Annotated in this window: 21 protein-coding genes; 12 read left to right on the top strand and 9 right to left on the bottom strand. The window is 50.7% G+C overall.

Annotation, left to right across the window (positions count from 1 at the left end; translation table 11 throughout):
• Window positions 1-276: 276 nt before the first annotated feature.
• On the top strand, window positions 277-726 hold the full coding sequence (gene yfbV / locus BZG20_RS07110) for a terminus macrodomain insulation protein YfbV (protein ID WP_077578559.1): 450 nt from the start codon (window positions 277-279) through the stop codon (window positions 724-726).
• A 123-nt stretch (window positions 727-849) separates the two neighbouring features.
• Here yfbV and BZG20_RS07105 read toward each other — a convergent pair whose 3' ends face one another.
• The 3 genes from BZG20_RS07105 to BZG20_RS07095 form a co-directional block, all read right to left on the bottom strand.
• Window positions 850-1,821, bottom strand: coding sequence for a ChaN family lipoprotein (locus BZG20_RS07105; protein WP_077578558.1), 972 nt, complete (start codon window positions 1,819-1,821; stop codon window positions 850-852).
• 18 nt (window positions 1,822-1,839) lie between these two features.
• Window positions 1,840-2,664, bottom strand: a complete 825-nt coding sequence (rlmA, locus tag BZG20_RS07100; RefSeq protein WP_077578557.1) for a 23S rRNA (guanine(745)-N(1))-methyltransferase — start codon at window positions 2,662-2,664, stop codon at window positions 1,840-1,842.
• Window positions 2,665-2,793: 129 nt separating this feature from the next.
• Window positions 2,794-3,294 carry a YfbU family protein gene (locus tag BZG20_RS07095; RefSeq protein ID WP_077578556.1) on the bottom strand — a complete coding sequence of 167 codons (501 nt, stop codon included), beginning with the start codon at window positions 3,292-3,294 and terminating at the stop codon, window positions 2,794-2,796.
• Between the two features lie 182 nt (window positions 3,295-3,476).
• On the opposite strand from BZG20_RS07095, the gene BZG20_RS07090 reads away from it, so the two are divergent.
• Window positions 3,477-4,142 (top strand): energy-coupling factor ABC transporter permease, encoded by a 666-nt coding sequence (locus tag BZG20_RS07090; protein WP_077578555.1) that lies wholly within the window; start codon window positions 3,477-3,479, stop codon window positions 4,140-4,142.
• A gap of 110 nt (window positions 4,143-4,252) precedes the next feature.
• Here BZG20_RS07090 and focA read toward each other — a convergent pair whose 3' ends face one another.
• Window positions 4,253-5,701: a formate transporter FocA gene (gene focA, locus BZG20_RS07085; protein WP_077578554.1), complete on the bottom strand. Its 1,449-nt coding sequence runs from the start codon at window positions 5,699-5,701 to the stop codon at window positions 4,253-4,255.
• A 197-nt stretch (window positions 5,702-5,898) separates the two neighbouring features.
• Between focA and BZG20_RS07080 the strand changes: the two genes are divergently transcribed.
• Entirely contained in the window at window positions 5,899-6,804 is a 906-nt protein-coding gene (locus BZG20_RS07080) for a LysR substrate-binding domain-containing protein (protein WP_046073653.1), read from the top strand.
• A 43-nt stretch (window positions 6,805-6,847) separates the two neighbouring features.
• Here the strand turns inward: BZG20_RS07080 and pflA are convergent, their stop codons facing one another.
• The gene (pflA, locus tag BZG20_RS07075) at window positions 6,848-7,588 is read right to left on the bottom strand and encodes a pyruvate formate lyase 1-activating protein (RefSeq protein WP_046073652.1); all 741 of its coding nucleotides are present in this window, start codon (window positions 7,586-7,588) and stop codon (window positions 6,848-6,850) included.
• Window positions 7,589-7,919: 331 nt separating this feature from the next.
• On the opposite strand from pflA, the gene BZG20_RS07070 reads away from it, so the two are divergent.
• Entirely contained in the window at window positions 7,920-9,542 is a 1,623-nt protein-coding gene (locus BZG20_RS07070) for a methyl-accepting chemotaxis protein (RefSeq protein WP_198531465.1), read from the top strand.
• Between the two features lie 166 nt (window positions 9,543-9,708).
• Here the strand turns inward: BZG20_RS07070 and pflB are convergent, their stop codons facing one another.
• Together pflB and BZG20_RS07060 are read right to left on the bottom strand one after the other, a co-directional pair.
• Complete coding sequence (gene pflB / locus BZG20_RS07065) at window positions 9,709-11,985, bottom strand: formate C-acetyltransferase (protein WP_046073650.1); 2,277 nt, start codon at window positions 11,983-11,985, stop codon at window positions 9,709-9,711.
• A gap of 133 nt (window positions 11,986-12,118) precedes the next feature.
• Window positions 12,119-13,630 (bottom strand): DUF3360 family protein, encoded by a 1,512-nt coding sequence (locus tag BZG20_RS07060; RefSeq protein WP_046073649.1) that lies wholly within the window; start codon window positions 13,628-13,630, stop codon window positions 12,119-12,121.
• 427 nt (window positions 13,631-14,057) lie between these two features.
• Between BZG20_RS07060 and BZG20_RS07055 the strand changes: the two genes are divergently transcribed.
• The 8 genes from BZG20_RS07055 (at window position 14,058) to BZG20_RS07020 (ending at window position 21,472) form a co-directional block, all read left to right on the top strand.
• Window positions 14,058-15,287 carry a hypothetical protein gene (locus BZG20_RS07055; RefSeq protein ID WP_077578552.1) on the top strand — a complete coding sequence of 410 codons (1,230 nt, stop codon included), beginning with the start codon at window positions 14,058-14,060 and terminating at the stop codon, window positions 15,285-15,287.
• Between the two features lie 432 nt (window positions 15,288-15,719).
• Complete coding sequence (locus tag BZG20_RS07050; RefSeq protein WP_046073647.1) at window positions 15,720-16,490, top strand: ATP-binding cassette domain-containing protein; 771 nt, start codon at window positions 15,720-15,722, stop codon at window positions 16,488-16,490.
• Window positions 16,491-16,574: 84 nt separating this feature from the next.
• Window positions 16,575-17,351, top strand: a complete 777-nt coding sequence (locus BZG20_RS07045; RefSeq protein WP_077578551.1) for an ABC transporter substrate-binding protein — start codon at window positions 16,575-16,577, stop codon at window positions 17,349-17,351.
• A gap of 38 nt (window positions 17,352-17,389) precedes the next feature.
• The gene (locus BZG20_RS07040) at window positions 17,390-18,130 is read left to right on the top strand and encodes an ABC transporter permease (protein WP_046073645.1); all 741 of its coding nucleotides are present in this window, start codon (window positions 17,390-17,392) and stop codon (window positions 18,128-18,130) included.
• Between the two features lie 6 nt (window positions 18,131-18,136).
• The gene (locus BZG20_RS07035; RefSeq protein WP_046073644.1) at window positions 18,137-18,814 is read left to right on the top strand and encodes an ABC transporter permease; all 678 of its coding nucleotides are present in this window, start codon (window positions 18,137-18,139) and stop codon (window positions 18,812-18,814) included.
• A 121-nt stretch (window positions 18,815-18,935) separates the two neighbouring features.
• The gene (locus tag BZG20_RS07030; protein ID WP_077578550.1) at window positions 18,936-19,376 is read left to right on the top strand and encodes a MerR family transcriptional regulator; all 441 of its coding nucleotides are present in this window, start codon (window positions 18,936-18,938) and stop codon (window positions 19,374-19,376) included.
• Window positions 19,377-19,463: 87 nt separating this feature from the next.
• The gene (locus BZG20_RS07025) at window positions 19,464-20,402 is read left to right on the top strand and encodes an NAD-dependent epimerase/dehydratase family protein (protein ID WP_077578549.1); all 939 of its coding nucleotides are present in this window, start codon (window positions 19,464-19,466) and stop codon (window positions 20,400-20,402) included.
• Entirely contained in the window at window positions 20,402-21,472 is a 1,071-nt protein-coding gene (locus tag BZG20_RS07020; RefSeq protein ID WP_046073641.1) for a saccharopine dehydrogenase NADP-binding domain-containing protein, read from the top strand. Before BZG20_RS07025 ends, BZG20_RS07020 begins: the two co-directional genes overlap by 1 nt.
• A 93-nt stretch (window positions 21,473-21,565) precedes the next feature.
• Here BZG20_RS07020 and xthA read toward each other — a convergent pair whose 3' ends face one another.
• Together xthA and BZG20_RS07010 are read right to left on the bottom strand one after the other, a co-directional pair.
• Entirely contained in the window at window positions 21,566-22,375 is an 810-nt protein-coding gene (gene xthA, locus BZG20_RS07015; protein ID WP_046073640.1) for an exodeoxyribonuclease III, read from the bottom strand.
• Between the two features lie 118 nt (window positions 22,376-22,493).
• On the bottom strand, window positions 22,494-22,694 hold the full coding sequence (locus BZG20_RS07010) for a hypothetical protein (RefSeq protein WP_046073639.1): 201 nt from the start codon (window positions 22,692-22,694) through the stop codon (window positions 22,494-22,496).
• Window positions 22,695-23,040: the final 346 nt, after the last annotated feature.

Genomic DNA, 23,040 nt, shown 5'->3' with positions numbered 1-23,040 from the left:
CATGCGTTGTCGCGGGGAAAGAACCATCTTTATCCGTCCTGGATAAATGAACGCTCCGTCGAGTACAACCAGATTAGGTTGCGAGACAATCGAATCCGAGCAACAATGATAAAGTGCGCTAAGGATAGCGGGACTTGATACAGATAACAAAAATTTTTTGAGCAATACTGGTTAATTTTGAAAGTTTTTAAACAGTTTGTTTAATTTTTATTGTAAAAGTTGAGTGACAGCGCCTTGTGTCACACTGAGCGAGTCACACGAGTAAGTGAGGTAGGTATGACAACGAATAAGTCAATCTGGCGTTGCCTGCAAGATGGTCAGAAGTACATGCAGGAATGGCCAATGAGAAAGGAGTTGGCACCGGTATTCCCCGAGAACCGTGTGATTACCATGACTCGCTTTGCGATCAAAGTGATGCCAGCGGTGGCGGCGATTAGCGTGTTATTACAGATGTCGGCCAATAATGTACAAGGGCTGCCGCAGGCGGTGATTGTGGCCTTGTTTGCATTGAGCTTGCCGGTGCAAGGTTTGTGGTGGTTGGGTAAGCGTCGTGATACGCCTCTGCCGCCAGCGCTTGCGGGTTGGTATCGCGAGCTGCATCAAAAGATCACCAGTGAAGGACATGCGATGCAGCCGATCAAAAACCAGCCTCGATACAAAGAGCTTGCGCATGCGTTAAGCCGCGCGTTTAAAGTAGATCGCGCTGCGTTGGAGCGTTGGTTCTAACAGACACGCGGCGGCGTCGCTATCGACTAGCGAACAGATATAGAGAAGAAGCGACAACAAAACGCCGACCGTTTGGTCGGCGTTTTTGTATATGGGAAAGTGTCTGTGGGAAAGCGTGAGCGCTTAGCTATTTGTGGCGCGCGTGCACTGAGCGGCACCTTGCCCTTTCATTTGGCTCACCGCTTGGCGCATTTCGTCCATCGACAGCCAGCGCTGTGGCATGGGTAGCACGTGTAAGCGCAAGTCGGGCGCGTCGTCGCTTAGCATGGCTTGGTCGCTTACCGCGGTGATCAATGCAATGCGCAGTTCAGGGTTACGGGCGTGAATTTGTGCCGCGGTTCCCAAGCCTTCGGCGATGTGAAAGCGCCCGGCAATATGCACAATTTGGCTGTCAGGTTGAGCGGCATGGTAATCGACGATGCTTTCGGCCATGGTGGCATCCCACGCAAGCTGAGCCGCATACTGGGCGTCTGTTTGGCTGGCGCTGCCATGGTGCATATTGGCCTTAAATTTGCGCTTATACGGTGAATCTTGGGTATCTATGGTGTCGGCAAACCAGCTACGCTGTTGCTCGGACAGACTATCGAGATACGACAAGCCTTGCTTGCCAATACAGCGCACCAGCCGCTTGGGGGCGTTGGCAGCAATTACCTCGATTTGGCGTTGCTTGGCCAGTTCAATCAAGGGCCGGTAACTGCCATCATAATTATCCCATGCATTGGCTTGTCGCTTTAACGTGTCTTCGCCGATCTCGCCAGCAAGATATTGGTCAAGTACGGGTTGTGCATCGCGACTGAATTGCTCCATCGACAGGGCCACTGGGTGCTCTGAGGCGAGTTGGCTGAGTAGCTCAGCTTGAAAGCGGTGCACGCCTGGATGGCCGTGCCATTCGCCAATGAGCACCACATCGGCATCCGACACTTGGCGGGCCACTTGGGTCAGGCTCAATGATTCGCCCTCTGCGCGAGTGACTTGGTAGTCAAATAAAGTGGCAAGCGCATCGGTTCTTGCATGAAGCGTCGAACTGGTGAATACGATGCAGGCTGCGGCGAGCCAGGCGCTGATGATACGAACCGATACGCGACCTTGTTTCATGGAATGTCTCCTTGGCTATCATTGCTCGGCGGCGTGATGGCGATACACGCGCAGGGTGAAGTCGGCGTCGCACTCAAAGGCCTCGCTGTTCGCTAAGGTGTCACGCCATTCATCCGAGGCGCGCCAGGCAAAGGGCGTCATTTGCAGCAGAGTCAGGGCTTGCTCACCTGCCAATGTCATCGAGTAATGCAGTGAGTGCTCACTTTCAAGTTGGAAGCCTGGTAGGGCTTCAGGTGGCGTTTCGTGTAAACGCACCTCTTGATAGATACCGGCTTTTAGCTGAAATAGATGACGTGGACCTGGCGTAACCGTCACCACCACGCCGCCAGGCTTAATCGCGCGCGCTAACTCTTCACCGTTACAGGGCGCATAAATCCGTACCACACCATCCAAGCTGTTGTCGGCAAACGGCAGGCGTTGGGAAGAGGCAACCGAGAACTGACACTGTGGGTACCACTTGGCCGCATAACGCACCGCCACTTTGGCAATATCTAATCCGTGAACAGACCATTGTTGCTCTGCGGTTTGATCGGCAATCGCGTGGGTGTAGTACCCTTCACCACAGCCGACATCCAAGATGGTTTTGTGCTCGCCACCGAGCGCTTGGGTGAGAGCGTCAATCATCGCTTGGCGCATCGGCGCATAGTGGCCAGCGTTTAAAAACGCCCGACGCGCTTGGGTCATGGCCTTGTTGTCGCCCGGATCTTTAGAGCGCTTAAATTGCACGGGGAGCAAATTGAGGTAGCCTTCTTTGGCGCGGTCAAATTGGTGATTGTTCGCGCAATAGGCGCCACGTGAGGTGGCTTGCAGAGACTGTTGGCACAGTGGGCATCGATAAATCATGGTCGTTCGGTGTGTTAGCGTGAATGGGCTTAAGGGTACGGGCTTGCGATGGATTCGACAAGCGCGAGACGCGCAAATAAAAAGCCGCCTCGCGGGCGGCTGAGATTCGGGATGGTCGCGCTCTGCGGTTTAGGCGGCGAGGATTTGCTCAATCTCGGTTAAGCTTAAGTGGAATTGGCGCGGGCAATGACGCCATACATCCAGCATGCGACGGTATTTGTCCAACATGGGCATTTGGCTGTTAAAACGATGCTCGCCCTGATCGAATTGCGGATAGAGTCCCTCCGTATCGACAAGAAAGCGGACATAATGCACTAACGCACCTTCGGTGGCGGCGTCGAAGCCCCAGAATTGAACGCGGCGCGGTGATAAGGCGGCTTGGTTGGCGTCGTCCAAGAGGTTGTATGAGGCCTGCATGGCATGGTGCATTTCCATGATATCAATGATCTCACGACACTGGGTTTCGCATAGCGCCTCGAACTGGCTGATCACTTCTGCCATTTGCAAGCTGTAACCGCGCTCAATAATGGTTTGTAAGCGGCGATACTTTTCGCTATTAGAGGGATCGAGGTGGCACATTAATTGGTATTGATTAGATAAAATTAGACGTTGTGCAGGGGTCATATCCATCGCGGTTGGCCTCTTAACTCTCAAAGGTACAATAGTCATTCATCAATTGATGAGGGAATAAATAGAGACTACCAGCTCTATGAGGGGGAAATCTTGATCTGGGCTATGTCCGTAGCACGTTTATCACCCGCTAGTTGTTGTGTCAGTCAAAGGTAGAAAAGGTCAGTGACTAGGGATTGAATATGTTTGAGTTCGCCGAAGTGAGCGGTTGGCAATGGAGTGGCTGGTTATTGTGGGCAGCGGTGCTGTATCGAACCTATCCGCCGGAATTTTTTTCTAAGCTGCGTCAAGAAACCGGTTACCAGCATTTGGCGTTTTCCTCGGCGGTGGTGTTGTTTGCTTTATGGGCGCTTCAAGCAGGGATCAAAGCGGGGCTAGATATCCACTTTTTAGGCGTGACCACGCTCGCCTTGTGCCATGGCTGGCGTATCGCTATTTGGATTGCCACTGTGCCTCTAACACTGATGGCGGTGTTTGGTTTTGTCCCTGTCGCGGACTTGGGGATGACCGCGCTCACCACGGCGGTGCTGCCAATCACTTTTAGTTATGCGATTTTCGCGCTTAGTTACCATTATTTAACCCGCCACCTGTTTATTTATATTTTTATCGCCGCTTTTATCGGCGCGGCGCTGACCATGGTATTCCAGCTGTCCGTGACATCGTTGTGGTACGGGCTGGCAGAGCGACATAACTGGCAAGACATTGTCCATAACTATCTGCAAATTGCGCTCCTGATGTGGTTCCCTGAGGCGTTATTAAATGGCATGGCGGTGACAGTGATGGCGGTATATCGGCCTCATTGGCTACGCACCTTTTATGACCGTGAGTATTTATCGCCTGAGCGTTAGGCCGTGTGTCAATGCGGCGATGACGGCAACATCTCGATGAAAAATGCCGCCAGTATTGACCGGCGGCGTGATCGATAACGGCTATCTCTGTGTTAGGTGGTAACTAAGTGTTAGGCGGTGACTAAGCCTTCTTTCGCATCGGCGGGAAGGATATCCATTGCATTACCGTAAAGTGGCGCGAGTGCTCGAATCACATCGGCGCGCGTGATCACCCCCACCAAGCGCTCGTCTTTCATCACCGGATAAATATAGGGACGAGACAGTGTTTGCGTTTTGGCGCGCTCTAATGCCGATTGGTTGGTAAAGCGGGTGGCAATGCCCGCATCACTGACCGGATAGAGCACTTGGTTATCAATGCTCATGTACTGCGCCAGCTCAATCACCGATTGGTCTGCCTCAACGGTTTGTACCTCGGTGCGCATCAGATCTTCAACTTTGGCATCCATGTCGGGTTGATAGTCATTCCACCATAGATCCACTAAGACATCTTGCACCGAGAAAAAGCCAACCAGTTGATTTTGGCTGTCTACCACAGGGGCGCCTTGAAGTTTGGTGCGGTTGAGCTGCTCTAGGGCGTCCGCCACAAATTGCTGGGCTTTTAAAGCACACTGAGCCGATTGCATGTTGTTTTCAATGGTTAAGGTTTCTTGGGTCATAATAGGTCTCTCAGAATAAGGCGCAGACGGGAGCGTCAATGCAGAAATGTGCGCGGTTTTGTGTTCTCTTTCTGGGTTGATAATCAGCCAATAGCCCATACCAACCAGGCCAGCGCCACCGACGATATTGCCAAGGGTGACGGGGATTAAATTGGCACTGATAAACTGGATGAGATTGACGTCATTAAAGGCCGCGGGGGAACTGCCCACCGCTTGCCAAAAGCTGTCTGGTGCGAAGGTGGCGATGCTCATGCCCAAAGGCACCATGAACATATTGGCCACGCTATGCTCAAAACCGGTGCTGACAAACATGGCAACAGGTAAGATCACCATCACGGCTTTGGTCAGCGGGTTTTGCGAGGTGAATGTCATCCAAATCGCCAGACAAACGAGCAAGTTACAAAGCACACCGAGGGAGAACGCTTGCAGCCAGCTGTGATGCAGCTTGTGCTGCGCGACATGAAGAGCGTTGAGCCCCCACTGTCCATCATCAAGCTGATATAAACCCGCCGCCATCACGATCAGCACCAACAATAGCGCGCCGCATAAGTTGCCGATATACACCCTTGCCCAGGTATAAAGCAGGCTACGTGTACTAATTTTGCCGTTGGCGCGAGCAAGCATGGACAGCACCGTGCTGGTAAATAGCTCGGCCCCGCCGAGTACCACGAGAATTAATCCCATGCTAAAGGCCAGTCCGCCCATCAGCCGAGTGAGCCCCCAGCCGGCCGTGCTCCCCGTGGTCACCGTGAGGTAAAACACGAATGCCAACCCGATAAATAGGCCTGCCATCATCGCCAGCCCGACGGCCATACGGGTCGATTTGCGCGATTTGCTCTCTGCGTATTGTTCGGCTTGCACCAGCAGCGCAGCGGGGCCGTCAGTGTGGATAGGGGTTACCATCGGCTGCCTCCTCTTTTGGCAATGTGTACCCGACCTTGAAGACAAAAAAACATACTGGTTGTACTCCTTTTTAGACTGAATGTGAATAAATCCAGCCTATGCGTGTGGTTATCAGGAGTAAAATTGATATTGCTTAGGGTAATAATCACAAAAATTGATAGTCTAATGTCATCAAAGTCAGACAGTAAGGATCTTAGATGCGCTACTCACTTAAGCAGCTCGCGGTGTTTGAAGCGATTGCCGCGATGGGCAGTGTGAGCCGTGCTGCCGACCATTTAGCGTTAACGCAGTCGGCGACTAGCATGGCGCTTTCGCAGCTTGAAAAGCTACTCGGTAGGCCGCTCTTTGAGCGCCAAGGTAAGCAAATGCAGCTCACCTATTGGGGAGCATGGTTGCGACCCAAAGCACGACAACTGTTGTTTGACGCGCAACAAATTGAAGCAGGGTTTGATGGGCAGCACATTATTAGTGGTGATATTGCCTTAATTGCCAGTCAGACCGCAGCAGAACACCTAATTCCAGACCTTATCAGTATTATTGATAGTGATTTTCCCGAGCTGAGAATCGACTTTACGGTGAAAAATACCCAGAAGGTGATTGATAGTGTGCGTCGGTATCAGCACGACTTGGGGATCATTGAAGGGCGTTGTGACGACAGCCGGTTGAAGCAACAGGTGTGGTGCCATGACCATTTGGTGGTGGTGGCAGCCAAGCATCACCCTTACGCGCAGCGCGATCAAGTAAGTTTGGCGCAACTTGAGCAAGCCCAGTGGGTATTGCGAGAGCCGGGAGCGGGGACGCGACACAGTTTTGATAGTGCCATTCATGGCGTTATCGAAGATCTTGATGTGCGCCGTGAGTATGAGCAGGTGCCGGTATTGCGCACCTTGGTGGCTAACTCCAACTACCTCAGTTGCTTGCCGTATCTTGATGTCGAGAAGTGGATAGAACGTGAAGAGCTGGTGGCGCTGAACGTGCCGGAGCTAAATATGCGCCGCACATTGTCGTTTATCTGGCGAGCAGACGCGGCGGATAACCCGTTGCGTGACTGTATTATCCGTGAAGCCATTCGAATGACGAAGGCGCGGCGACGCGAGATGTAAGGCGAAAAAGCCGGCTGCATGGCCGGCTTTATGGGGTTAACGCTTAGTAGGTGACACTGTGACCGTAACTGGCAATAATCGCTTTGACGCTATCCATCACTTCTTTTGATGGGGGCGAGACGTCTTGCAGTTCGTACTCATGACCCAGCGCTTCCCATTTGTGCGCGCCGAGTTGGTGGTAGGGAAGTAACTCGACTTTTTCGATGTTATCCATGTCTTGAATAAATTGGCCAAGACGATGGGCAGAGTCGTCATCATCGGTGTAGCCGGGGACAACCACGTAACGAATCCAGGTTTTTTGCCCAATTTTGTGCAGGTACTTAGCAAAGTCGAGCGTTCGCCGGTTTGATACGCCCACCAAGTCTTCGTGGACTTCATCGTTGAGTTGCTTCAAATCCAGCATCACTAAATCGGTGGCATCAAGGACTTCATCAATCACCGGGGTATGTTTGCGAATATAGCCGTTGGTATCTAAACAGGTGTGGATCCCTTCCGCGTTAGCGGCTTGGAAAAAGTCACGCACAAACTCAGGTTGCAACATGGCCTCACCGCCAGATGCTGTCACCCCGCCACCCGAGGCGGTAATAAAATGGCGATAGGCACGCACATCTTTCATTATTTCATCCACGGTGACTTCTTTGCCGCCGTGCGTGTCCCACGTATCACGGTTATGGCAGTATTTGCACCGCATCAAGCAGCCTTGCATAAAGACAATAAAGCGGATGCCAGGGCCATCTACGGTGCCACAGGACTCAAACGAATGGATGCGACCAATTGTCGACATAGCTGTCTCCAGACTGCGAATGGCTATACCGTCATTTTATTACAAAAACCGGTGTGAAGATAAGGGAATTCCTGGCTTTTTCGCACTTCTCACCTTCGTATTTCTTCTATGTTGCATCCCTGTCATAGCTTGATCACAGTTCCAGTTTTTCGTCGCCTAGCGAATGAGACGTTAACCAGATAAATTCCATGCAGATTTTGTGACTTTTTGTTTTTTTGTCCAAACTTACGTGCGACACGTCGCCAAAGCGATACATGCTTATGCCAGGTTGCATGCAAGCAAGGAGATGCTTGGTGTCAGGCTAGGATCAAAGCAAATGCTAGGACTTATAATGAGAAAAATCAGTGATCTGAGAGTGAAAAATAAGCTTGTTGCACTAATGCTGGTTGCCGTTGTGTTACTGGCAGGGATCAGCGCGTACACCATCAACAAAGAGCGGGAGCAGTCTTATGCTGAACGGACGGCTTCCTTGCGTGCCAATATTGAGGTGGCGCAAAGTGTGGTGGCCTATTATCGCCAGCAGGCACCACAAATTGGCGTAGACGAAGCAAAGGCACAAGCGATCGCGCAGCTTAATAAACTGCGTTACGACGGGAATAATTACTTTTGGGTACTCAAGCCCGACCTCACCATTGTGAATCACCCGATCAAGCCCAAGCTAAACGGCACCAGTGCTGATGGGCTGACCGATGGTGACGGCAAGCACCACTGGCGTGAGATGGTGCAAGTCAGTCAAGGCGCGCAGGGCGGCGTGCTCGATTACACCTGGCGTTCACCTGAGGGCGAGATGAAGCCGAAAATTTCCTATGTGAAACGCGTTGATGGCTGGAATTGGATTATTGGCTCAGGCGTGCATGTCAGTGATATTGAGGAGCGGGTGATACAATCTGCGTGGCAAATCGGTGGTTTAACCCTGTTATCTGGCGCTATCTTGCTGGTAGCCGGTGGGTTTGTCAGCCGCGATATCGTGGTGCCCTTGGATGAGCTGGTGGAAAAATTCGATCGCATTGCTGGTGGCGATCTTCGGGTCGAGTGTGGTTATACCCGTCATGACGAAATTGGCAAACTCGCTCGGCGAATGGATACCGCGATGAGCAGTGTCCGCGAGGCGCTGCGTGTTGCGCATGATGAAGCCAAGCAATCATCGACCATGGCCTCCTCCATAGCGTCAGCCAGTGAGGAAAGTGCGCAAAGCATTCAATCGCAGCGCGCACAACTTGAGCAGCTCGCCACGGCGATGAACGAAATGACGGCTACCGTGGCCGATGTTGCCGATCACGCTGAGCAAACTGCGCAAGCAACCAACGATATTTCGTCGATGGCGGAAGATAGCAACCATAAGCTAGATAGCACGGTGGCCAGTATCCGCAACGTTGCTGAGCGTATTGCCGCAGCGGATAAATTGGTGAATCAAGTGAAGCAAGGGGTGATGGAGATCAGTGATGTGGCGACGGTGATCCAAGGCATCTCTGAGCAAACTAACCTGCTGGCACTCAATGCGGCGATTGAAGCGGCGCGAGCGGGTGAGCAAGGCCGTGGCTTTGCGGTGGTGGCCGATGAAGTGCGCTCGCTCGCTCAAGGCACGCAAAAATCGACCACTCAAATTCAAGGCACGATTGAATCGCTCACCAACAATGCGATTGAGGCCGCTGAGGCAATGACATCAAGTCATCAATCGAGTGAAGACAGTGTCAATACGGCGCTAGAAACCCAAGCGCAGTTGAAGGAAATGGTGAGTGCCTTACATGGCTCGAATGACCGCGTGGTACAAATCGCCGCGGCGGCAGAAGAGCAGGGGACGGTGTCGGAAGAGATGAACCAAAATGTGAGTAATATTCACAACTCGGCCAACGAAGTGAGCGGTGCGGCGTCGCACCTTGCCGAGCAAAGCCAGCTGCTTGCCGATTCAGCACGTGAGTTGGACAGTAAGTTGGACCGCTTTGAAGTGGGGTAATGGCTGATTGCGCCTAGCTGGCAGGTTAAACAACTGTTCGCTGGGCGTCGGCTTTTTGGCGTTGCCCCCGGACAAAGCAAGACATAGCGCTGAAAAACGACAGACAAACAAAAACCGCCAGCATTGCCGGCGGTTTTTTCTTTAGGCGTTAACCCTTATTTATCTCTTACAGTGAAGAGGTAAAGGTACGGGTAATCACGTCTTGTTGCTGCTCTTTGGTCAGCGAGTTAAAACGTACCGCGTAACCAGAAACACGGATGGTCAGCTGAGGATAGTTCTCAGGGTGCTCCATCGCGTCCAGCAGCATTTCACGGTTCATCACGTTGACGTTCAAGTGCTGGCCACCTTCTTGACCGCTTTCGTGGTGGAAGTAACCATCCATCAAGCCTGCCAAGTTAGCGCGTTGTGCGTTCTCATCTTTACCCAGTGCATTTGGCACGATAGAGAAGGTATAAGAAATACCGTCTTTGGCGTGAGCAAATGGCAGTTTACCGACAGATGTCAGTGACGCAACCGCGCCTTTTTCATCACGGCCGTGCATCGGGTTAGCACCTGGGCCAAATGGCATGCCGGCTTTACGACCGTCAGGCGTGTTACCCGTTTTCTTACCGTATACCACGTTTGAAGTGATAGTCAGGATAGACTGGGTAGGCACCGCGTCACGGTAGGTCTTCAGTGAACGGATTTTGTTCATGAAGCGCTCAACCAGGTCACAAGCGATTTGGTCAACACGCTCGTCGTTGTTACCAAATGCTGGGTATTCGCCTTCGATATCAAAGTCGATAGCAATACCGTCTTCGTCACGAACAGGCTTCACTTTGGCGTATTTAATCGCGGCTAATGAGTCAGCTGCTACCGAGAGGCCCGCGATACCACATGCCATGGTGCGATACACATCACGGTCGTGGAAAGCCATCAGTGCCGCTTCATAGCTGTACTTGTCGTGCATGAAGTGAATGCTATTTAGGGCAGTCACATACTGTTTAGCCAGCCAATCCATCAGGTGATCCATGCGGTCCATAACTTTGTCATAGTCCAACACTTCGTCAGTCATTGGCGCGTGTTCAGGCGCAACTTGGATTTTCAGCTTCTCGTCAATACCACCGTTGATGGTATAAAGCAGGGTTTTCGCCAAGTTGGCACGGGCACCAAAGAATTGCATCTGCTTACCAACAATCATGGGTGACACGCAGCACGCAATCGCATAGTCGTCATTGTCAAAGTCAGTGCGCATCAGATCGTCGTTCTCGTACTGGATAGACGAGGTGTCGATAGACACTTTGGCACAGAACTTTTTGAAGCCTTCTGGTAGCTGCTCAGACCAAAGCACGGTGATGTTTGGCTCTGGGCTTGGCCCCATGGTGTATAGGCTGTTAAGGAAACGGAAGCTGGTACGTGAAACCAGTGGACGACCGTCAACACCCATACCGGCAACAGATTCTGTTGCCCAAATTGGGTCACCAGAGAAGAGATCATCATACTCAGGTGTACGCAGGAAGCGCACCATGCGCAGCTTCATCACGAAGTGGTCGATCAGCTCTTGCGCTTGCTCTTCAGTCAGTTTACCCGCCGCGATATCGCGCTCTACATAGATATCGAGGAAGGTAGAGGTACGGCCAAGCGACATGGCGGCACCGTTTTGGGTTTTCACTGCACCCAAGTAACCGAAGTATGTCCACTGAATGGCTTCTTGCGCGGTTTCGGCTGGGCGAGAAATGTCACAGCCGTATTTTGCGGCCATTTCTTTCAATTGACCCAGTGCGCGATGCTGCTCTGCAATTTCTTCACGCAGCTGCATGGTCATCTGCAGATCTTCACCGTTTTCGAATTTCTCTTGCAGCGAGTCGAATTGGGCTTTCTTGTCTTTCATCAAGAAGTCGATACCGTATAGCGCAACACGACGGTAGTCACCGATGATACGGCCACGGCCATATGCATCAGGCAAACCGGTCAACACGCCAGATTTACGGCACTTCATGATTTCTGGGGTATAAATATCGAAAACGCCTTGGTTGTGGGTTTTACGATATTCGGTGAAGATTTTCTTCACTTGTGGGTCAAGTTCGCGGCCATAGGCGTCGCATGACCCTTGAACCATGCGGATACCACCATACGGGAGCATCGCGCGTTTTAGCGGCGCGTCAGTCTGTAGACCGACAATCTGTTCCAGATCTTTCTCGATGTAGCCGGCGTCGTGAGACGTCAGGGTCGAAACCACAGACGTATCAAAATCAACCGGTGCATGCGTCGCGTTCTCTTGCTTGATGCCTTCCATCACGCGCGCCCACAGTTTGCGAGTGGCGTCAGTTGGCTCAGAAACTAGGAATGATTCGTCGCCCTCGTAAGGGGTATAGTTTTTCTGGATGAAGTCACGAACATCAACTTCTTTGCTCCAGTTACCTTCAACAAATCCTTCCCATGCATTGGAAACGTGCTCAGACATGTTGCACCTACCTGTACTCTTTTCAAAAAGATATGTATTGGGACCAGGTTCAGTCATCGTATTTGTCAGTATGGCTGACGCCTGCGACCCATCGATTTATCCGGATACCCCGCCCGAAAGCGGGGTAATGTTATTACAACAAAGATGGAATGCCGGGAATCATTCCGACTGCCAACATGGCAGCAATACAAATGATCACTGTGGCGGTTGGAATCACCAGACGGTCAACGGTAGAGAGCGTTGTCGGGCGCTCTTTATCACCGATAAGGCCGTTGTTGTCCAAGAGCATAGTGACTGCCCAACCAAAGACTGGGTTAACAGCCATGGAGGCGAAAATACAAATACCCGCTGCTTGGCTCGACTTGGCGTCTTTCACCATCTGCATGCCTGCTTCAAGCAAGGGCAAGAAAACACCTGACAGTAGCGCGATGGTCATCACGGGTGGCCAAGTGGCGACATCCATTGGGTAGCCAATCAAGGCAACGGCAATACATAACAGACCCAGTACAATGGCACCGCCAGGGATGGGTCGACGCGCAATCGCCGCCGGAATCATGTAGGTTCCCCACGATGAAGTGATGTTACCGCCACCCACTGAGGCCCCGACCATTTGACGGATAGAACAACCTGTCATGGTGTCATCCACGTCCATCAATACTTTTTCGGCTTTCTTCGGATAATTTAGTTCCTGGAATATACGGTGACCAAGAAAGTCCGGTGACCACATCGCTACCGCGAGCAATGCAAATGGCAAGGATGCGAGGAAGTGCGACAGGTTAGGAAGTCCTAGCTGCCAGCCTTGCTCGGTTGAGCCCCACCAGTAAACCGGATTGAGGTTAGGCACACCTGGTTGAGTAACGAACTCCAGTGAAGAGCCAGCACCCAGCGCGGTAGCAATCAGTCCGCCGGTGACCGCACACACGGGAATCGCGAGCCAGCGTTTACCGATGCGCGCTAAGAAGGCATAGATCACAATCGATACGGCGAGAATTAAAATGGAGATATAGCCCATATCAATCGCCGCGCCCCATGCGAGCAGACTCTCAATCTGGCCTTTTGCACCACCAAAGCCAAGGAAAATCAGCAAGCCACCGGCGACCCCTTGACTGGTCAAGTTAACTAATTTGGAGCCACCTTTCAGGTAACTGAGTATCAGGCCAAAGGCACCAATCAGAATCCCCAATGCCAATGGGTGAGCACCTGCTAACGCGATGGTCCCGACCAGTGGAATCATTGGCCCATGGTTGCCGGCCAAGTTGGCGCGTGGGTTAATAAACCCGCACAACAGGACACAGAACAGAAGCGCTGGGATAAGCATTTCTACCCGCGCCACTTCAACGGCAAACGCTTTACCCAAGGTGATGTGATCCCAAGCGGCGGTTAAACCATCCGCCCAGGACATCATCACAGCAGAGTACATGGCGATAATGCCGATAGTACCCGCGAGCGCTGGGACAAGGTCTTCGATTTCAAAACGGAAGTCACGGCCAGGCAAGTTTAAGCCCCAACGGCGCGGACGCATAATTTGTAGTTCGTGATTCAGGTAGTCAGCGCGGGAGGCAAATGAAGAAGCCGGCTTGTGCTTCTTTTGATATTCGCTCTTTTCTTCGTGACTCACACTGCGGTCTTGAGCATGTGTTGCCATAATTTCCTCGTCGTACAGAAAGCAAACGCTTTCGAAACAGTGGCTTAGCCAGTCTTTATGTGTTGTTAACGCTGGCCTTGTGGCCGTGTTCTGTTTCGTTATCAGCATGCTAACAACAGGGGGGGCGCAGAATGTTGACTTAGATCATTACCGTGTAATTTTTTTACGTGCTACGCCCACTTGTGCCGAGGTTTTTGACCCTGTGTTCCTCTGGTCTCGCCGATAAACCAGCATTTATGTAATTTAATTACCAATCTAAGCGGCGAATATGTGCTACAAAACAGTAAGATAAACTCGCCTGATGTAAAGCGGACGTGGTGGCATCCTGAATCTGTGTCAATAAATAAAGACAGCCACCGCTTGCTCGCTGTAGTGAATAAAAAAGATAGGTTATAGTCGATATATTGTCCTCTAAAAATGGATCCTTATGGTGCGCCGATTGTTCCGCCTGTTTGTTTGTTCTCCCATGCTGATGCCAAAGTGGCGTTGTTTGAGCTTGGGTGTCTTGCTGTTTTGCCCTTTTATGGTTGTCAAGGCCGCGGGGGTAGAAACAGTGAGCGCAGCGATTCAAAACGGCGACTATCAATATGCGCTCACCGAGGTCGATACATTGCTGACTCCATCGGATCAGCAGGCGCTGGCACCCTCCGAGCGTGCGGAGCTGCAACGTTTGCAGGCTATCGCCCACCTTTACCTTGGTCAGCGCGCCGAAGCCTACCGAGCCTATCGTCTTGCATTGGCATTGAACGCGCTCAGCAAAGAGAGCGAGGCGGATGCGTTAACTGCCGTGATTAGCTTGGCGTTTCGAGTCGAGCAATATGAAGAAGTATTGAACTATGCCCGCCAGCTCCGCGATAAGCACACACTGCAGCCGACCTCTGCTCGCTTCGCGATGCAGGCTGCTTATGCCCTGTCTCGTTTCGACGTGGCGATTGAGTATGCGCGCCAGCTGAAAAAGCTCGGCGCGGAGGATGCATTTATCCTGCAAACCAAAGGGCTCAGTGAAGTGGCGCTATCACGCTTTAAGGCGGCGGCAGCGACATTCGATCAGTTGGTCAATCAACCCGATGTAGCCCCTCGTTGGTTAGAGCAGGCCGCACGCGCCCACGCTAAAGCGGGCTCGCACCAAGCGGCACGCCAGTATTTAGCGCGTGCCAATGCTGACATTGCCCTTTACCGGACTCTCTCCGCCGGGCAAATGGAGCTGGGGGCCTCACAGCAGGCATTGCTATATTGGCAACAGGGATTACAGCAATTGACCCGGCTACCCACGCGTGATGAGCAGTTATTTCTGGTGCAGTGTTTGATTAAAACAGACCAGCGCGTGGCGGCGTTAAACCGGATCAGTGAAGTGAATTTGAGCGAGCCAGACAAGCAAACGCTCAAACTACAGGTGATGTTAGCGTATCAGCTTAATCATTGGCAGGAAGTGATTGATACCGCGCAAGTGGCGCTCTCTTACGGCCTGAAAGATGATCGTATGCTGTGGCAGTGGTTATCCATCAGTGCGATTAAAGCTGGGGACTATGCACTAGCAGACTATGCGCTAGAACAGTGGGAGGCGCGTGATCCTACCGGCCTTGCCGAGCGCTGGCGTGACACCTTAGAGCTGCTCAAAGCGAAGCGAGCGAAACGTCGCGACGCGCGGCTGTCATAAGGTGAGAGGCTGCCTACTTTAAAAGCGCCACTGTCTTTTTTAGTAGGCGTTTAACTATGGTGTTCACAGTTTTGTTACGCACCGCTGATCGCATTGAAATGAAATAAATTGCACGTCTATCCCCTCCAACGCTAATTTTTGTCAGCTTTCACGATAAAAATAACCAGCTTTCTTCAAGTTAACTTCTATACTTACCTCGGTTAAAGCCGGTTTAGTACGGCTAATGGCTGACAAAGCAATTGTTGGTTTTTTCAGCAGTAAATTTTACGATTGACTTTTTATGCAGTAATAGTGACTATAATGAATGCACTTTAAAGGTTAACAAAATGTTGCTCATTGCGTTGAGGGGTGATATTTTCAATCCATACTCAGTGCATTTGGTGCGCTTTAACCACAAACACAACAGATTTCACGGATGACAGGAGTTAGCGCATGACGGATGCTGTGGCGCTACAGGTAAAATCACTTAAAAAAAGCTTTGGGCAGCATCAAGTGCTCAAAGGTATTTCCCTCGACGCCCACCGCGGCGACGTGATTTCCATTATCGGCTCTTCCGGTTCTGGCAAGAGCACCTTTCTTCGCTGTATCAATCTGCTGGAAACCCCCACGGGCGGTGAAATTTGGGTCAACGGTGAGTTGATCAAAATGAAAAACAATCGTGCCGGTGAGCCCATCCCCGTCAGTGACAAGCAAGTGCAACGCATTCGTTCGCGGCTGGCGATGGTGTTTCAAGGGTTCAATCTTTGGTCGCATATGACGGTGCTGCAAAATGTTATTGAAGCGCCCGTGCATGTGCTAGGTGTGCCTAAGGCACAAGCGATTGAAGAAGCAGAAGCGTTATTACACCGCGTTGGGCTTTATGAGCGCCGCGATTACTACCCAGGCCATTTATCCGGTGGTCAGCAACAACGTGCAGCGATTGCGCGCGCACTCGCGGTAGAGCCAGAAGTCTTGCTGTTTGATGAGCCAACCTCCGCGCTGGATCCTGAATTAGTGGGAGAAGTGCTGGGAGTGATGCGCTCACTGGCTGAGGAAGGACGTACCATGCTGGTGGTTACCCATGAAATGAGCTTTGCGCGCGATGTCTCTAACCATGTGATGTTCTTGCACCAAGGGTTAGTAGAAGAGCAAGGCAACCCGAAAGAGTTGTTTGATTCGCCAGAATCAGAGCGTTTGCAGCAGTTTATCTCATCGATTTATTAATCTATTTATTAAAAATATCAATAGCATAACCATGCAATAGGGCAATGCCCTGACAACATCGTAAAAACGACAGGAGACAGGAAGATGAAAAAATGGCTAGTTGCCGCCGCTGTAATGGCCGCGGTTGGGTCAACCTCCGTAGCAGCCAAGGATTGGAAGGTCGTACGTTTCGGTATCGAAGGGGCCTATCCTCCATTTAGCTGGACCACCAACGAAGGCGAGCTGAAAGGCTTTGATGTGGATATGGCCAATGCGCTCTGCGAAGAGATGCAGGCAAAGTGTAAGATTGTCGCACAGGATTGGGATGGCATTATTCCATCACTGCTGGCACGTAAATACGATGCCATTATCGCCGCGATGTCCATTACCGAAGAGCGGAAGCGAAAAGTTGACTTCACCAACAAATACGCGCTGATCCCTAATAAATTTGTGGCTGAAAAAGGCACGGATCTGACCTTTACCAAAGAGGGGTTAGAGGGCGTTAAAATTGGTGTACAACGTGCGACCACGCACGACAAATACCTGACTGATAACTATGGTGACTCGGTGGATATCGTGCGTTACGGCACCTTTGACGAAGCCTACCTGGATCTAAAAGCAGGCCGTATTGAGTCAATCCTTGGCGATGCGTCGGCACTCCAGCAAGGGCTGCTCGACAAAGAGGGGGGTGACGAGTTTGCGTTCATCGGCCCGTCACTGACTGACCCTGAGTGGTTTGGTGAAGGCTTTGGGATTGCGACACGTAAGCAAGACAAAGAACTGACCAATAAGCTCAACCAAGCGATCGATTCGTTGCGTGAAAAAGGCGTGTATGACGAGATTGCTGCCAAGTATTTTGACTACGACGTTTACGGCGAGTAATAGGCAGGCGGGCAGCATGAAAGTGCTGCCCGATTCATATGATTGATTTGAAAGGTTACGAGTGGTCCCTGCTTGAAGGCGCATGGGTGACCCTTCAGGTTGCGCTGCTCTCGTTAGGTCTTGCCATGCTACTGGGTATGCTGGGCGCACTGGCGAAACTCTCCAAATTTGGCTGGCTGCGTGGGATAGCGACGGTCTATACCACGGTCATACGCGGGATCCCTGATCTGGTGCTGATGATGCTGATTTTTTACGGCGGTCAAATGCTGCTGAACAACAGCTTGTATGGCATCAATGAGTGGCTTAACGAATACATGGCCGGTCAAAACCCCAATCACGACTGGACATCCTATTTACCTGACTATATTGATGTGAGCCCATTTATTGCCGGGATCCTAACCATCGGGTTTATCTTTGGTGCTTACATGGCGGAAACCTTCCGTGGCGCTATCATGGCGGTGGACGCTGGGGAAATGGAAGCCGCACGTGCTTATGGCATGAGCAGTAGTTTGGCATTCCGCCGTATTTTGCTGCCGCAGATGATCCGACATGCGCTACCAGGCTTTGGTAACAACTGGCTGGTGCTGCTCAAAACCACTGCGCTGGTGTCGATTATTGGTCTTGATGACATGGTGCGAAAAGGCGCGTTGGCGGCCGGCTCAACTCAAATGCCATTTACTTTTTACTTTACCGTTGCACTGATTTTCTTGCTCTTTACCAGTATCTCGACCACGGGACTGCGCTGGATGGAGCGTCGTTTTAGCATTCACACGCGGTAGGTGACCATGGATTTTTCTCTCGTACTCGAAACCTGGCCGATATACTTAGAAGGCCTTTGGACCACCGTATGGCTGGTCGCCTCTGCGTTGGTGATTGGCTTAGTGGTCGCGGTGCCGGTAGCGGTCGCGCGTAATGCGCAATTCCCTTTATGGCGCTACCCAGCGTGGGCGTTTATTTATTTTTTCCGGGGTACACCGCTGTTAATTCAGTTGTATCTGATTTATTACGGCTTGAGCCAAGTGATCAATGTCGAGAACAGCTTGTGGCAGCACGCTTGGTTCTGCGCCTTGGTGGCCTTTGTGCTCAACACCGCCGCTTACACAGCGGAAATCATCCGTGGCGCGATTAATGGCCTCCCTAAAGGGGAAGTCGAGGCGGCGATTGCTTATGGCATGAGCCCCTATAAAGCCTTTTCGCGCATTGTGTTGCCGAGTGCGATGCGTCGTGCGTTACCCGCGTACAGTAACGAAGTGGTGTTTATGCTACACGGCTCAGCGGTGGCAGGGATTATCACCATTGTCGATTTAACCGGTGCCGCTCGGATAGTGAACTCTCGCTATTATGCGCCGTTCGAGTCGTTTTTGACCGCAGGCGTGTTTTATATGGCGCTGACATTTAGCATCCTTTGGATGTTCCGCTTAGCGGAGCGCCGCTTCCTACGCCATTTAAGGCCGCTGAGCTAGAATTTAAGGTGCTATTTTTTAGCACCTTATTAATCCCTCCTTTAGTCCGACATGCAAAATTGGCGAATCTTCAATGCTATAGTTAGCCGAGGTACTGCGATCTATATAGAGCGATAACAGCATGAAAATTGGAGAACTCGCGCGCCGATCAGGATTATCGGCCTCGCGTATACGTTTTTATGAACGCATAGGGCTTCTCAAAACAGTGACTCGTCAGTCAAATGGCTACCGACGTTATCCGCCGGAAGCACTAACTGTATTGTCTATGATCACTGCGGGGCAGCAAGCTGGCTTTAGTCTTGACGAGCTGAGAACGTTACTTCCAAGCAATATTTCTCAGTGGGATCATGCCAGTTTGGTAGCCACGCTAGAAAACAAAATATCCGAGCTGGCAGAACTTGAGAGAAAAATAGTCGCGAGTAAAGCTCAGCTGGAGACGGTGTTAAATGATATTGCGGCCAAGCCGTATGACATGGACTGTGCTGAAAACGCACAGCGAGTGATGTCTCGGGTAGGATTAGTTTTATCATCGTCCAACCCTGAGCAAGATTCAGGAAAATAATCGACTAATTTGAGTTTGACCTTAAACCTTACTTCAACCTTAGAGTAGGAATTCTACGGAATGTGGAGTGTTGAATGAGGTCAATATATGCAAACAATAATGGGTGCTAACGGTCAGATAGGGCGTGAACTGGCAATTGCCTTGAAGCGAGATTATACCCAGTCGATTCGCTTAGTTAGTCGCCATCCCCAAAAAATTCACGATACAGATGAAGTCTTTCCTGCTGACTTACTTGATTCAGAACAGACGAAAGCAGCTGTTGCTGGCTCGAGTATTGTGTATTTGACCGCAGGTTTGCCAATGAACCCGAGGCTTTGGGCTTCTTCGTGGCCGGTGATAATGCGAAATGTTATTCAAGCCTGTATCACTCATAAAGCTAGCTTGGTCTTTTTCGATAATACCTATATGTACCCGCAAACTGCATCGCCGCTTGTCGAATCTACACCTTTTCGGCCAATTGGCGTGATGGGACGCGTGAGAGCGGAAATAGCCTCAATGCTATTGGCTGCGATGCAACAAGAACAAATAAATGCAGTCATTTGTCGAGCGCCGGAGTTTTATGGACCAGGAAAGACACAGAGCATTACGAACTCAGCCGTCATTGATAACTTGCTTAAAGGAAAACGAGCAACCGTATTATTGCGTGATGATGTGAAACGAAGTCTTATTTATACGCCAGATGCTAGCCGAGCGATGGCGTTGATTGGCAATACACCTGATGCGTATGGACAAACATGGCACTTGCCTTGTGATGATCACCGACTAACTTATTCTGAGTTTATTGCCTTAGCGGCGGATGTATTTGGCACATCTCCTCACTATCGAGTGGTGACATCGTTTCAACTACGTTTAGCGAGTTGGTTTGATAAGCGCTACAGATATATGAGAGAGCTATTGCCTCGTTACCAGACAGATAATGTGTTTGTTTCAGATAAGTTTAAGGCACGCTTTCCTGATTTTAGGGTGACAGAGTGGCGCCTCGGCTTAGCCAATATAATGAGTGAACGTCAAAAGGAGAGGGCATAATGGCTGGGACAGGAAAGACAAAGCGCTGGATGATCTATGGCGTCTATGGTTATACCGGACAGTTGATTGCGGAAGAGGCAGTGAGAAGAGGGTTTACCCCCATCCTAGCCGGCCGAGATCCTCAAAAAACAATAGAAGTGGCGAATGCACTAGGACTTGAATGCAGGACGTTTAGCCTAACTGATAAAGCGGAAGTTAAAAAGAACATTGCAGATATCGATATATTACTTAATTGTGCCGGACCGTTCTCAACGACGGCTGAGGTCATGATGGATATATGCTCACAGCTTGGTACGCATTATCTCGATATCACTGGAGAGATTGCAGTATTTGAACTGGCCCAAAGCTTTAGTCAACAAGCAAGACAAACAGGGGCTGTGATTTGCCCAGGCGTCGGCTTTGATGTTATTCCAACGGACTGTGTTGCCGCAATATTGAAGTTCGCTTTGCCAGATGCTACCCAGCTTTCTCTGGGCTTTGATTCGCGTTCAGGCTTTTCTCCGGGGACGGCGAAGACCTCAATAGAGGGGCTTGCGGACGGAGGAAAAATTAGAAGAAATGGTATTATTCGCACTGTGCCATTGGCCTACGATGTAAAAAAAATTGACTTTGGCAATGGCGAAAAGTTAGCAATGACTATTCCTTGGGGGGATATATCAACGGCTTATCACTCTACGGGGATACAGAATATAGATGTATATATTCCAAGCTCTGAGAAGATGGTTCGTCAGGCTCGGCGCGCTAACCTGATTCGTCCTTTACTTAAGCTGAGTATCATACAGTCTTTGGCTAAGTTTTGGATATCCAAAAAGGTAAAGGGGCCTAGCCATAAAGAGAGGGAGCGTTATCCTACTTATGTGTGGGGTGAAGCGACTAACGCTAATGGTGACACGGCTACCGCTCGAATTAAAACGGCAAATGGCTACCATTTGACAATGATAGGGGCGATTGAGGTTGTCTCTTTTCTGCTAGAAAATGGTTGTGTTGGTGGTACTTATACGCCTTCTCAGCTGATGGGGGCCGATTTTATAGAGCGTTTATCGGGAGATGAATCCATCATTTTATCCTAATTGCTAAACCGAATACCGCAGCCTTCTTATGCTGCGGTATTTATCGTTGAATGACAGATTAATCGTTTGATCGTGTCGCCAACGACAGATCAATCATGCTGATTTAAAGGTCGCCCAAATCGGCGCGTGATCTGACGGTTTTTCAATCGCTCGGAGCTCGTAGTCAATGCCAGCATCGATGCATTGATTCGCCAGATCTGGAGTGGCCAGAATCACGTCAATACGCAGGCCGCGGTTATCGTCAAAGCCGCGTGAGCGGTAGTCAAACCACGAGAACTGATCGTTCACGCTAGGATGCAGGGCTCGGAAGGTGTCAACAAACCCCCAGTCCATTAGAGTGCCCAGCCACTCACGCTCTTCGGGTAAGAAAGAGCACTTACCGGTGCGTAGCCAGCGTTTGGCGTTTTGCTCACCAATGCCGATGTCATCGTCTTTCGGGCTGATATTAATGTCGCCCATCACCACCAACTGCTCACTCGGATCACGGTCAGCTAAATAGGTCATTAAGTCTTGATAAAACTTACGCTTGGCGGGGAATTTGGTTTCATGGCTGCGGTTTTCCCCTTGCGGGAAGTAACCGTTAAGCACAGTGATTGGCTTGCCGTTTTCGTCTTCAAAGGTCGCCATGATCATCCGGCGTTGAGCGTCCTCATCATCAGTAGGAAAGCCTTTTTGCACGCTGATAGGGGACTTTTTACATAGCATTGCCACGCCATAATGGGCTTTTTGGCCATGAAAGTGCACTTCGTAACCCATCGCTTCGACATCCGCGAGCGGGAAGGCGTCGTCATGAACTTTGGTTTCTTGTAACCCGATCACGTCAGGTTGATGCTTTTCAATCAAGGCTTGCAATTGATGCAAACGAGCACGAATACCATTGATATTGAATGAAATGATTTTCACGTGTGAGGCTGCCTTTGTTGTCTTGTTAATAGCAAGACACTTTACCAGCTTAGTTCAATGAACGGAAAGGCGGCCTCTATCTCTGTAGGTTATGGAAACGCGCGATATTGTCTAAGCGTTAGTGCGCAAGAGAGAATTCACCTAAGCATTCGCCTTGGCTAAAAATGGCGCCAAGCTCGGTGCTAGGATCAAACTGTAGCGTCGGTTGGGATAGTGTCGGTAGGCGATGGAGCAAGTGCTTGAGGATAATATCCCCATTAAATTGATGAATCGCGACCTGCCAGTTGGCAAGATTAGGGAGTGAAAAGTTAACTATCAATGGCGTTCCTTACTGTTTTGGTTGTGTTGTTAGCGGTTTTAGTTTGTGTTTGTGCACGGCGTAAATGATACCAGTGACGCAGTCTGCCGTTAGTAGCGGCCATATTTTATCTCCATGAGTTAAATGATTATTGCTCTGCCCCCTCAGTGGTTATCCGTCATAGGCCGCGCAGATGCGTCGGTTTCTTTTGGGGTGAACGATCACCATTAATACAGTGATACCCACCAATGAGTGATAGCAAAAGGGGTGTTAACGGGTTATCAATCTAGGAAAAAGCGAAAGTGGATTGCTGCAGAGAGTCTATGCGGGAAATAGCGTGGTCTGTCTCGACTTTGACTTGATGTCT

It is taken from the genome of Salinivibrio sp. IB868 (genome assembly GCF_001995655.1).
Classification (GTDB): domain Bacteria; phylum Pseudomonadota; class Gammaproteobacteria; order Enterobacterales; family Vibrionaceae; genus Salinivibrio; species Salinivibrio siamensis.
This window is presented reverse-complemented; position numbering and strand designations above follow the sequence as displayed.

Excerpts from the sequence above, each read along its gene's own strand:
- BZG20_RS07095 (WP_077578556.1), bottom strand. The coding sequence starts at position 3,294 with ATGGATATGACCCCTGCACAACGTCTAATTTTATCTAATCAATACCAA.
- pflA (WP_046073652.1), bottom strand. The coding sequence starts at position 7,588 with ATGTCGACAATTGGTCGCATCCATTCGTTTGAGTCCTGTGGCACCGTA.
- BZG20_RS07055 (WP_077578552.1), top strand. The coding sequence starts at position 14,058 with ATGGTGCGCCGATTGTTCCGCCTGTTTGTTTGTTCTCCCATGCTGATG.
- BZG20_RS07050 (WP_046073647.1), top strand. The coding sequence starts at position 15,720 with ATGACGGATGCTGTGGCGCTACAGGTAAAATCACTTAAAAAAAGCTTT.
- BZG20_RS07040 (WP_046073645.1), top strand. The coding sequence starts at position 17,390 with ATGATTGATTTGAAAGGTTACGAGTGGTCCCTGCTTGAAGGCGCATGG.
- BZG20_RS07060 (WP_046073649.1), bottom strand. The coding sequence starts at position 13,630 with ATGGCAACACATGCTCAAGACCGCAGTGTGAGTCACGAAGAAAAGAGC.
- BZG20_RS07035 (WP_046073644.1), top strand. The coding sequence starts at position 18,137 with ATGGATTTTTCTCTCGTACTCGAAACCTGGCCGATATACTTAGAAGGC.
- BZG20_RS07070 (WP_198531465.1), top strand. The coding sequence starts at position 7,920 with ATGAGAAAAATCAGTGATCTGAGAGTGAAAAATAAGCTTGTTGCACTA.
- BZG20_RS07020 (WP_046073641.1), top strand. The coding sequence starts at position 20,402 with ATGGCTGGGACAGGAAAGACAAAGCGCTGGATGATCTATGGCGTCTAT.
- focA (WP_077578554.1), bottom strand. The coding sequence starts at position 5,701 with ATGGTAACCCCTATCCACACTGACGGCCCCGCTGCGCTGCTGGTGCAA.
- rlmA (WP_077578557.1), bottom strand. The coding sequence starts at position 2,664 with ATGATTTATCGATGCCCACTGTGCCAACAGTCTCTGCAAGCCACCTCA.
- BZG20_RS07045 (WP_077578551.1), top strand. The coding sequence starts at position 16,575 with ATGAAAAAATGGCTAGTTGCCGCCGCTGTAATGGCCGCGGTTGGGTCA.
- pflB (WP_046073650.1), bottom strand. The coding sequence starts at position 11,985 with ATGTCTGAGCACGTTTCCAATGCATGGGAAGGATTTGTTGAAGGTAAC.
- BZG20_RS07025 (WP_077578549.1), top strand. The coding sequence starts at position 19,464 with ATGCAAACAATAATGGGTGCTAACGGTCAGATAGGGCGTGAACTGGCA.
- BZG20_RS07090 (WP_077578555.1), top strand. The coding sequence starts at position 3,477 with ATGTTTGAGTTCGCCGAAGTGAGCGGTTGGCAATGGAGTGGCTGGTTA.
- yfbV (WP_077578559.1), top strand. The coding sequence starts at position 277 with ATGACAACGAATAAGTCAATCTGGCGTTGCCTGCAAGATGGTCAGAAG.
- BZG20_RS07080 (WP_046073653.1), top strand. The coding sequence starts at position 5,899 with ATGCGCTACTCACTTAAGCAGCTCGCGGTGTTTGAAGCGATTGCCGCG.
- BZG20_RS07030 (WP_077578550.1), top strand. The coding sequence starts at position 18,936 with ATGAAAATTGGAGAACTCGCGCGCCGATCAGGATTATCGGCCTCGCGT.
- BZG20_RS07105 (WP_077578558.1), bottom strand. The coding sequence starts at position 1,821 with ATGAAACAAGGTCGCGTATCGGTTCGTATCATCAGCGCCTGGCTCGCC.